The organism is Micromonospora sp. ATLC20, assembly GCF_057196585.1.
The window spans coordinates 1-10,275 of record NZ_JBXUOV010000196.1; the positions used below are offsets into that span (position 1 = coordinate 1).

The 10,275-nt window shown below is 73.5% G+C and carries 7 protein-coding genes; all 7 read right to left on the bottom strand.

Annotated elements, in window-relative coordinates:
- Positions 1–66 precede the first annotated feature (66 nt).
- Complete coding sequence (murC, locus tag AC2CHG_RS26930; protein WP_484525846.1) at positions 67–1,548, bottom strand: UDP-N-acetylmuramate--L-alanine ligase; 1,482 nt, start codon at positions 1,546–1,548, stop codon at positions 67–69.
- Positions 1,549–1,579: 31 nt separating this feature from the next.
- Complete coding sequence (gene murG, locus AC2CHG_RS26935) at positions 1,580–2,686, bottom strand: undecaprenyldiphospho-muramoylpentapeptide beta-N-acetylglucosaminyltransferase (RefSeq protein ID WP_030500243.1); 1,107 nt, start codon at positions 2,684–2,686, stop codon at positions 1,580–1,582.
- Positions 2,686–4,188, bottom strand: coding sequence for an FtsW/RodA/SpoVE family cell cycle protein (locus tag AC2CHG_RS26940; RefSeq protein ID WP_370584962.1), 1,503 nt, complete (start codon positions 4,186–4,188; stop codon positions 2,686–2,688). The genes murG and AC2CHG_RS26940 overlap by 1 nt, the downstream gene beginning before the upstream one ends.
- 152 nt (positions 4,189–4,340) lie before the next feature.
- A complete protein-coding gene (gene mraY / locus AC2CHG_RS26945; protein ID WP_091420798.1) occupies positions 4,341–5,468 on the bottom strand; it encodes a phospho-N-acetylmuramoyl-pentapeptide-transferase in 1,128 nt (375 codons plus the stop codon).
- On the bottom strand, positions 5,465–6,874 hold the full coding sequence (locus tag AC2CHG_RS26950; protein WP_484525847.1) for a UDP-N-acetylmuramoyl-tripeptide--D-alanyl-D-alanine ligase: 1,410 nt from the start codon (positions 6,872–6,874) through the stop codon (positions 5,465–5,467). The genes mraY and AC2CHG_RS26950 overlap by 4 nt, the downstream gene beginning before the upstream one ends.
- A complete protein-coding gene (locus AC2CHG_RS26955; protein WP_484525848.1) occupies positions 6,871–8,433 on the bottom strand; it encodes a UDP-N-acetylmuramoyl-L-alanyl-D-glutamate--2,6-diaminopimelate ligase in 1,563 nt (520 codons plus the stop codon). The genes AC2CHG_RS26950 and AC2CHG_RS26955 overlap by 4 nt, the downstream gene beginning before the upstream one ends.
- 52 nt (positions 8,434–8,485) lie before the next feature.
- Positions 8,486–10,275 (bottom strand): peptidoglycan D,D-transpeptidase FtsI family protein (locus tag AC2CHG_RS26960; protein ID WP_484525849.1); only part of this gene is annotated, 1,790 nt, incomplete at its 5' end.

Below are 10,275 nucleotides of genomic sequence, written 5' to 3' on the forward strand. Positions count from 1 at the left end.
GGGCCGGGCTGCGCCGCCCGCCGCCGCCGTCCGGTCCAGGGGTACGGCCACGGGCCGGACCGGGACTCATCCGGCCGGGGTCGCCGCGCCGTCCGGGTCGACGCCGGCGCCGAGCCCCGTGCCCCCGGCGGAGCGGGCGAGCAGGGCGTCGAGCAACTGGTCACCCATCAGCGAGATCGGCGGCGCGCCCATGGTCACCACCACGTCGCCGGTCCGCGCCCGCCGGGCCACCTCGGCCGGCACGTCGTCCCACGACTCGACGAACACCTTGCGTTCGGCCGGTAGCGGCACCTCCTGGATCAGTGCGGCCGAGCCCTCGCCGGGGCGGCGCGTCTCACCGGGGCCGAAGACCTCCAGCAGCACCACCTCGTCGGCGATGCCGAGCGCGGCGGCGATCTCCGCCTGGTTGTCGCGGGTGCGGTAGAGCCGGTACGGCTGGAACACCACGATCAGCCGGCCGTCGCCGGCGACCTCGCGCAGCGTCTGCAACGCCAGCGTCATCGAGGTCGGGTGGTAGGCGTACTCGTCGTAGACCAGCACGCCGTCGGCCACGCCCTTGCGCTCGAAGCGCCGCCGCACGCCGGGGAACGCGCCGAGCGCGGCCTCCGCCGCGGCCACCGGCAGTTCCAGCAGGTACGCGGCGAGCACCGCGGCGGCGCTGTTGAGCGCCATGTGCCGGCCCGGTACGGGCAGCCGGATCTCGCCCAGCGGCCGGCCCTCGACCTCGGCCTGGTAGCGCACCCCGTGCGCGGACGAGACGACCTCGCTCATCCGCAGGTCCGCGTCGGCGGACTCGCCGTACGTCCAGACCCGGCGGCCCTCGGCGCGCAGCGTCTCGGCCAGCCGGCGCCCGCCCGCGTCGTCGGCGCAGGTGATCACGAAGCCGGCCGGGTCGGTGAGCCGGGCGAACTCGGCGAACGCCGCCTCCAGGGTGGCCAGGTCACCGTAGGTGTTGAGGTGGTCCGCCTCGACGTTCGTGATGATCGACACGAACGGGCGGTAGATGAGGAAGGAGCGGTCGCTCTCGTCCGCCTCGACCACGAAGTGCTCGCCGGTGCCGTGGTGCGCGCCGGAACCCACCTCGGAGATCTCGCCGCCGATCACGAACGACGGGTCGGTGCCGGCCTGCTGGAGCACCATGGTGACCATCGACGTGGTGGACGTCTTGCCGTGGGTGCCGGCCACCGCCACCGTGCGGCGGCCCGTCATCGCCGCGGCGAGCGCCTCGGAGCGGTGCAGCACCCGCAGCCCGCGCCGGCGCGCCTCCACCATCTCCAGGTGGTCCTGCGGGATCGCCGAGGAGTAGACCACAGTGTCCACCCCGTCGAGGTTGGACGCCTCGTGGGTGGAGTGGATGGTGCCGCCGAGTGCCCGCAGGCCGGCCAGCGACGGCCACTCCCGCAGCTCGCTGCCGGAGACCGGCAGGCCCCGGGTGAGGAACAGCCGGGCCAGCCCGGCCATCCCGACCCCGCCCACCCCGATCAGGTGGATCCGGCCCAGGTCCTCCGCCGTCATGGTGCCGGCGGGCGTGAACTGCGCGGTGTTCATCAGACGTACCTTCCCGTCGCGGTGTCTCTCATCAGCGGGCCACCGCCTCGTAGACGAAGTTCAGCAACGCCACGTCGCCGTCGCGGCGGCCGTAGCCGGCTGCGGCGTGGCTCATCGCGTACAGCCGCTGCGGGTCCCGGATCAGCGGGATCACCGTCCGCTCCACCCAGGCCGGGGTCATCTCGGCGTCGTCGACGAGCAGGCCACCGCCCGCCTCCACCACCGGCAGCGCGTTGCGCTTCTGCTCCTGGTTGCTGTGCGGGTAGGGCACGTAGACGGTGGGCAGGCCGATCGCGGCCACCTCGGCGCAGGTCATCGCGCCGCCCCGGGCCAGCATCAGGTCGGCCGCGGCGTACCCCAGCTCCATCTCGGACAGGTACGGCAGCGTGACGTACGGCACCGGCAGGTCGGTGGGCACGGAGACCGGCTCGTTGCGGGCGCCGATGACGTGCAGCACCTGCACGCCGTTGCGGGCCAGCTCCTTCGCCGCGCCGGAGACGGCCAGGTTGATCGAGCGGGCGCCCTGCGAGCCACCGGCGACGAACAGCACCGGCAGGTCGGGACGGAGTCCGAAGTGGGCGCGGGCGGCGTCACGCAGCGCGGCCCGGTCCAGCCCCGCGATGCCCCGGCGCAGCGGCACACCGACCACCCGGGCGTCGCGCAGCGCCTCGGCCTGGGCCGGCTGGTGCGGGAAACCCACCGCGACGTTCTTGGTGAACTTCATCCCGAGCCGGTTCGCCACGCCCGGCGGCACGTTCACCTCGTGGATGACGATCGGCAGCTCCCGCCGCCACGCGGCCAGGTAGCCCGGCACCGAGACGTACCCGCCGAAGCCGACCACGGCGTCGGCCTGGACCTCGTCGATCACCTTGCCCGCCGCGCGCGCCGCCTTCCACATCCGGTCCGGGGTACGGACCAGGCTCATGTTGACCGACCGGGGCAGCTGGTAGGCCGGGATCTGCCGCAGGTCGTAGCCGGCCGGCGGGATCAGCTCGTTCTCCAGCCCCTTGGGTGTGCCCAGACAGGTGATCCGGACGCTCGGGTCGTGTCGGCGCAGGCAGTCGGCGAAGGCGAGCAGCGGGTAGATGTGCCCGCCCGTACCCCCTCCGCAGAGCACCACCGAACGCAGCGGACCCATCAGCGTCTCCTCTCGCTCGCCGCGCCGGCGCGCGCCCGGTCGGACCGGGCGCCGCGGGGCGCGGCCTGGTCGTCCTGCCGCCGCTGACGGGACCGGGGCACGGACCCTCGGTCGGCCGGGGGCGGCGCCGGTCGGCGACGCCGGCCGGGAAGCGGCGGCAACGGGGCCCACACTAGTCGGACCCATCGGGCGGGCGGACGGGCATGCAGCGCTCGCGCCGCGTCCGGCTCGGCGCGGGCGAACGAGGCGAGCATGCCGATCGCGGCGAGCGTCACCACCAGGGCGCTGCCGCCGTCGGAGATGAACGGCAGCGGTACGCCGGTCAGCGGCAGCAGGCCGGTCACGCCACCGATGTTGATGACGGCCTGGCCGACCAGCCAGGCGGTCACGCCGGCGGCGGCGAGCCGGCGGAACGGGTCCTCGACCCGGCGGGCGATCCGCATCCCGGTGTACGCGAGCACGGCGAACAGCGTCAGGACCACAGTGCAGCCGACCACGCCCAGTTCCTCGGCGACGATGGCGAAGATGAAGTCGTTGTGCGCCTCGGGCAGGTAGTTCCACTTCAGCGAGCTCTGGCCCAAGCCGACGCCGAACCAGCCGCCGTTGCCGATCGCGTAGCGGGCCTGCACGAGCTGGTAGCAGTAGTCGAGCTGTTGCTCGAAGCAGGTCTTCGGGTCGGGCGGGTCGAGCCACATGGTGAGGCGGCCGAGCCGGTAGTTGTCGGCGTCCCGGGAGCCGGAGCCGGCGCCCAGCGAGGCGGCGGCCACCAGCAGGCCGACGCCGGCCAGGCCGATCGTGGACAGCGCGGCGAAGACGCGGGCCCGTACGCCCGCCGCCCAGAGCATCCCGACCACCAGCGCCAGCAGGCAGAGCATGCTGCCCAGGTCGTTGTAGCCGACGAGCACGAACAGCAGGCCCACCACCGGGAACAGCGGCGTGGCCAGTTCCTTCCACCAGCCCAGCGCGGCGCCCTTGCGGGCCAGCACGTGCGCCGCCCACAGCACCAGCGCGAACTTCGCCACCTCGACCGGCTGCAGCGAGATCGGGCCGAGGGAGAGCCAGAGCAGTTCGGCCTTCAGCGGCCCGATCGAGGTCACCCCGAACAGCGAGTTCAGCGCGACGAGCAGGTTGAGCGTGAGCAGCAGCGCCACCGCCACGCCGAGCGCCGGACGGCTGACCGCCCGGAACGTGCGCGCGGGCAGCCGCTGGCAGGCCCAGAACGCGCCGATGCCGATCACCGCGAACACGGCCTGCTTGGTCAGCGACGCGGACGCGTCGCCGCCCTCGGCGAAGTCCTTCACGCTCGTGGCGGAGAAGACCATGGTGAGGCCGATCAGCAGCAGCAGGCCGGCGCTGGACAGCAGCAGGTAGTACGAGGCCAGCGGCCGGGCCAGCAGGCCGCGCAGCGCGGCCAGGCCACCGGCCGGATCCCAGCGTGCGGCCGGCGGTTCGGCCGGTGGCGTGGCCGCCGGGGCACGGCGGGCCGGCGGGTCGCTGGTCACCTGGATGTCTCGTCCCTCCCCCACAGGCCCATCATGGCCGTTCGAACCGCCCGCCCGTGGCGCAACCGCCCGGTCGGCGTGTCGGATCTGAAGGAAGGGCCCCTTATCAACAGACGTCTGTTGATGAGGGGCCCTTCCTTACACCCGAGGCGTCAGCTGACCGCGGCGAGGAACTCGCTGTAGAACAGGCCCAGCGCGATGGCCACGCCGATGCCGGCGATGATCCAGAACCGGACCACGATGTTGACCTCGCTCCAGCCCGCCAGCTCGAAGTGGTGCTGCAACGGCGACATCCGGAACACGCGCTTGCCGGTGGTACGGAAGGAGATGATCTGGATGACCACGGACATCGTGATGATCACGAAGAGGCCGCCCAGGATCGGCAGCAGCAGGATGGTGCGGGTGGACATCGCCATGCCGGCGATCAGGCCGCCCAGTCCGAGCGCGCCGGTGTCGCCCATGAAGATCCGCGCCGGGGACGTGTTCCACCACAGGAAGCCCACGCAGGCGCCGGCCGCCGCGCCGGCGATCAGCGCGATCTCCAGCGGGTCGCGCACCGCGTAGCAGTACGACTCGGTGTAGTTCGGGTCGGCGCACCAGTGCCGGTACTGCCAGAACGCGATCAGCGCGTACGCCGCCAGCACCATCACCGAGGCGCCGGTGGCCAGGCCGTCCAGGCCGTCGGTGAGGTTGACGCCGTTGGTGGCCGCCATGACCACCATGATGATGACGATCACCGCGCCGATCTTGCCGATCTCCAGCGCCGGGATGTCCCGGATGAAGCTCAGCGTGGTGCTGCCCACCGTCTCGGTGTTCGTCGCGTTGCCGCCGGCGTCGGTCATGCTCGACGGGAAGTAGACGGCCACCGCGCCGAACACCGCGCCGACCAGGATCTGCCCGGCCAGCTTGCCCCGCTTGTTGAGACCGCCGCTGTGCCGCTTGCGGACCTTCAGGAAGTCGTCGATGAAGCCGACCGCGCCGGAGAACACCATCAGCCCCAGCAGCACCAGCGCCGTGATGGTCGGCTCGACCTGCGCGATCTGCGCGTCCGGCAGCGTGGTCAGGGCCAGGTGCCCGGCCACGTACGCGATGACCGTGGCCAGGATGAAGACCACGCCGCCCATCGTCGGCGTGCCCTTCTTGCCCTCGTTGCTGGCGAGCCCGAGGTTCGATCGGATCGGCTGGCCGGCCTTGAGCCGGGCGAACACCTTGATCGCGATCGGCGTGCAGAACAGTGAGATCAGGAACGCGACCCCGATGGCGACGATGACCGCCCTCATGCGGCGCCGCCCTCCGTCGCACCCTCCGGGGCGTCCGCGCGCAGCGCGTCGGCCACCTCCCAGGTCCGGTACCGGGAGCCCTTCACCAGCACCACGTCCCCTGGACGCAGCTCGCTCCGCAGCACCTCGACGGCCGCCGCCTGATCGGTGAGCAGCACCGACTCTCCTCCCCAATTACCTACCGCTGTCGCGCCCTCGTGGATCGGCGCCGCCGGCTCGCCCACCACGAGCAGCCGGTCCACTCCCAGTTCGGCCGCGAGCCGGCCGACCTGCTGATGCCCCTCCCGTTCAAAGTCACCCAGCTCGGCCATGTAGCCGAGCACCGCGACGGTACGCCCGTCGCCGCGCATGCTGGCCAACGCCCGCAGCGCCACGCCGGTGGAGGCCGGGTTGGCGTTGTACGAGTCGTCGATCACGGTCACGCCGTCGGGACGCTCGAAGACGTCCATCCGCCGGGTGGAGACCAGGCCCAGCTCGTCGAGCGCCGCCGCCAGGTCGGGCAGCGGCAGGCCCAGTTCCCGGCCGACCGCCGCGGCGGCGAGCGAGTTGGAGACCTGGTGCCGGCCGGTGAGCCCGAGCCGAACCGGCGCGCTACCCTCCGGTGTGACAAGGGTGTACGAGGGGCGTCCCCGGCCGTCGAGCGTCACGTCCACGGCGCGTACGTCGGCGCGCTCCGACTCGCCGTAGCGCACCACCCGGGCCCGGGTACGCGACGCCATCGCGTCCACCCGCGGGTCGTCGGCGTTGAGCACCGCCAGCCCGTCGGAGGGCAGCGCCTCGACCAGCTCGCCCTTCGCGAGCGCGATGGCCTCCACCGAGCCGAACTCGCCCAGGTGCGCCACGCCCACGTTGAGCACCACGGAAATCCGCGGCGGCACCACGTCGCACAGGTAGCGGACGTGCCCGACCCCGCGGGCGCCCTTCTCCATCACCAGGTAGCGGGTCTCCGGCGTGGCCTGCAACGCCGTGTACGGGTGCCCCAGTTCGTTGTTGAACGAGCCGGGCGGCGCCACAGTCGGGCCGAGCCGGACCGCGAGCTGGGCGGTCAGGTCCTTGGTGGTGGTCTTGCCGGACGAGCCGGTCAGCCCGATCACCGTCAGCCCGGGCAGCCGGTCCACCACCGCGCGGGCCAGCCGGCCCATCGCGTCGAGCGCGTCGCCGACGAGCACCATCGGCACGCCCGGCACCTCCCGGGTGCCGAGCACCGCGACCGCGCCGGACGAGATCGCGCCGGCCGCGTAGTCGTGGCCGTCGACGCGCTCGCCGGGGAAGGCGACGAACAGCCCGCCCCGGTTCACCTTGCGGGAGTCGAACTCGACGGTGCCGGTGACCCGGGCGTCCGGGTCGGCGCCGACGAGCCGGCCGTCGACGGCGGCGGCCACCTCGGCCAGCGTCAGCGGGATCACCGCTGACCCACCAGGTCACCGAAGCGGGCGCGCAGCGCCGCCGCCAGCTCCACCCGGTCGTCGAACGGCAGCACCTCGCCGCCGATCTCCTGGCCGCGTTCCTGACCCTTGCCCAGCACCGCCACCACGTCACCCGGTTCGGCCACCCGGACCGCCTCCTCGATCGCCGCCCGCCGCCCGGGCACCTCGATGACGCGGGCCGGGGTCGCGGCGGCGTACGCGCCGGCGAGCACCTCGGCCCGGATCGCGGCCGGGTCCTCGGTCCGCGGGTTGTCGTCGGTCACCAGCACCACGTCGGCGCCGCGCGCGGCCACGCCGCCCATCACCGGCCGCTTGCCCCGGTCCCGGTCGCCGCCGGCGCCGAGCACGCAGATCAGCCGGCCTTCGGTCAGGCCGCGCAGCGCGGTGAGCACCGCCTCGATCGCGTTGGCCTTGTGCGCGTAGTCGACCACCCCGCGTACCGGGGCGTCGCCGCTGACCAGTTCCAGCCGGCCGGGCACGCCGCCGCAGGCGGCCACGCCGCGCGCCGCGGTCTCCGGGTCCACCCCGGCGGCGACCAGCAGGGCGACCGCGAGCAGCGCGTTCGCCACGTTGTGCCGGCCGGGCAGCGCCACGCCGGTGGGCAGCGTCAGCCCGTCCGGCCCGTGCAGGGTGAACCGCTGGGCGTACCCCTCGCCGTCGATGCCCCCGGCCCACCAGGTCGCGTCCGGGTCACCGGCCGCCGAGTAGGTGACGGTGCCGGGCTTGTACAGCGGGCGCAGCGCCGGGTCGTCGTGGTTGAGCACCTCGACCCGGCAGCGGCCGTCGAACAGCTTGGCCTTGGCCGCGAAGTAGTCCGCCTCGTCGGCGTGGAAGTCCAGGTGGTCGGAGCCGAAGTTGGTGTAGCCGCCGACGTCGAACCGGACGCCGCCGACCCGGCCCATCGCGAGCGCGTGGCTGGACACCTCCATCACCACCGTGTCCACCCCGTGCTCGCGGGCCACCGCGAGCATGGCGTGCAGATCGGTGGCCTCCGGGGTGGTCCGGACGCTGTCGATCACCAGATCGCCGAGGCGGGTCTCCACGGTGCCGATCAGCCCGGTGACGTGCCCGGCGGCGCGCAGCCCGGACTCGACCAGGTAGCTGGTGGAGGTCTTGCCGGCGGTGCCGGTCACCCCGATCACGGTCAGGCCGGCGGTCGGGTCGCCGTAGACGGTCGCGGCCACCTCGCCGAGCGCGTCGCGCGGGTCGTCGACGACGAGCACGGGCAGACCGGTGCCGGCGGCGAGCGCCGCGCCGGCCGGATCGGTCAGCAGGGCCACCGCGCCCGCCTCCGCCGCCGCGGCGGCGAACTCCGCGCCGTGGCGGCGGGCACCGGGCAGGGCGGCGTACAGGTCGCCGGGGCGTACCTCCTGGCTGGCGTGGGTCACGCCGGTGACGGCCGGTTCGTCGGCCTCCTCCGGCAGAGTCGCCGCCAGGCGGGCGGCGAGGTCGCCGAGCCGTACGGGACGCACGGTTGTGGGACGTGGATTGCCGGGCACGGCGTCAGACCCTACCCGGTCGTCCGGTTCCGACCGCACAGCCGCCCCGGTGGTTCGTCGCCACTCACCGATGATGTCCCGCCGCCCCCGCTCAGCGCGGAAAGACCTCGAACTTCGGGGACTTGTTGGTCAGCGACGGCGGCACCCGGTAGTGGCGGAGAGTGAAGCCCATCATCTCCCGGAACGCGGGCGCGGCGACCGCGCCGCCCTCGCCGCCGGGGCTCCAGACGAACACCGCCACCACGTACCGGGGGTTCTCCGCCGGGGCCATGCCGATGAACGAGCCGACCGGCCCGGGCTGCTCCTTGCCGTTCTCGTAGCGCAGCCCGGTGCCGGTCTTGCCGGCCACCCGGTAGCCGGGCACGGCGGCGGCCAGTCCGGTGGCCTGGCCGTCCGGGCCGTCGACCGTGGTGACCGCCTCCATCATCCGGCGCAGCGCCGCCGCGTTGTCCGGGCTGAGCACCGAGCGGGTGGTGGGCGCGGCGGCGGGGCTGCGCTTGCCGTCCGCGCCGATGGTCTCCTTGACCAGGTGCGGCTGCACGTACGTGCCGTTGTTGGCGATGGTGGCGTACGCGGCGGCCATCTGCAGCGGCGTGGCGTCCACGCTGTGCCCGATCGGCACCGACCCGTACGCCGAGCCGCTCCACTGGTCCGGCGGGAGCAGCCGGCCGGAGGCCTCGCCGGGCATGCCCTCGCCGGTCGCCGCGCCCAGCCCGAACCGCTTCTGGTAGTCGAACAGCCGGTCCTTGCCCAGCTTCTCGGCGATCTCGATGGTGCCGACGTTCGACGAGAAGGCAAGCATGCCGGGGATGCTCATGGTGCGGCCGCCGGCCGGGTGGGTGTCGCGGAAGGTGACGCCGCCCCGGACGATCGTGTCGGAGACCGGGAACTTGGTGTCCGGCGTGATCACGCCCTCCTGGAGCGCCGCGCCGTAGGTGATCGCCTTGTGGATCGAGCCGGGGTCGACCACGAACGTGGTGGCCGCGTCGTCCCGGTCCGCCGGGGAGCCGACCTTGGTGGGGTTCGCCGCGTCGTACGTCGGCTGGCTGGCCTGCGCCAGCACCTCACCGCTCGGCACCTCGATGATCACCGCGGCGCCGACGCTGCCCTTCACCTTGGCCGTCTGCTTCGCCAGGATCCGCTGCGTCATGAACTGGAGGTCCCGGTCGACGGTGAGCTTCAGCGAGCTGCCCGGCTGCGGCTGGGTGGTGCGGCTGTAGCCGCCCGGGATGGGAGCGGCCAGGTCACCGAGGCCCACCTCGTAGGTCCGCTTGCCGGCCTGTCCGCGCAGCACGTCGTCGTACTTCGCCTCCAGCCCTTCCAGGCCGTTCATGTCCTGGCTGACGAAGCCGAGCAGGTTGGCGGCCAGGTCGCCGCCGGGCACCTCGCGCCGCTCGTCGCGGTGCACGTTGATGCCGGCCAGGTCGAGCTCCATGATCCGCTTCGCGGTGCCGATCTCCACACCGCGGGCCAGGTAGACGAACTGCAACGGAGTGTCGGTGCCGGGCAGGGTGCGCTGGCGCATCTTCTCGGCCAGGTCGGACACGGGCACGCCGAGCAGCGGGGAGAGCAGGCGCGCGGTGGCGAACCGGTCCTTCACCCGGGTCGGGTCGGCGAACACGTACCGGGCCTCGACGCTGTGTGCCAGCGGCTCGCCGCTGCGGTCGAGGATCGCACCGCGCGGGGCCGGCAGTTCGACCACGGCGAGCCGGTTGGGCAGGCCGCCGTCGGCGTACGCCGGGGTGTCCACGGTCTGGAGGTAGACCAGCCGCACGCCGATGCTGGCGAACAGCGCCAGCGCCAGCACGGTGCCGAGCCGCAGCCGCCGGCGCGGGTCGCCGAGTCGCGGCGGCCGGCGCGGCTTGCGTACCGGCCTGCGGG

Bases quoted from the DNA above. Each gene is read 5' to 3' on its own strand.
- murC (WP_484525846.1), bottom strand. From the start codon at position 1,548: ATGAACACCGCGCAGTTCACGCCCGCCGGCACCATGACGGCGGAGGAC.
- murG (WP_030500243.1), bottom strand. From the start codon at position 2,686: ATGGGTCCGCTGCGTTCGGTGGTGCTCTGCGGAGGGGGTACGGGCGGG.
- mraY (WP_091420798.1), bottom strand. From the start codon at position 5,468: ATGAGGGCGGTCATCGTCGCCATCGGGGTCGCGTTCCTGATCTCACTG.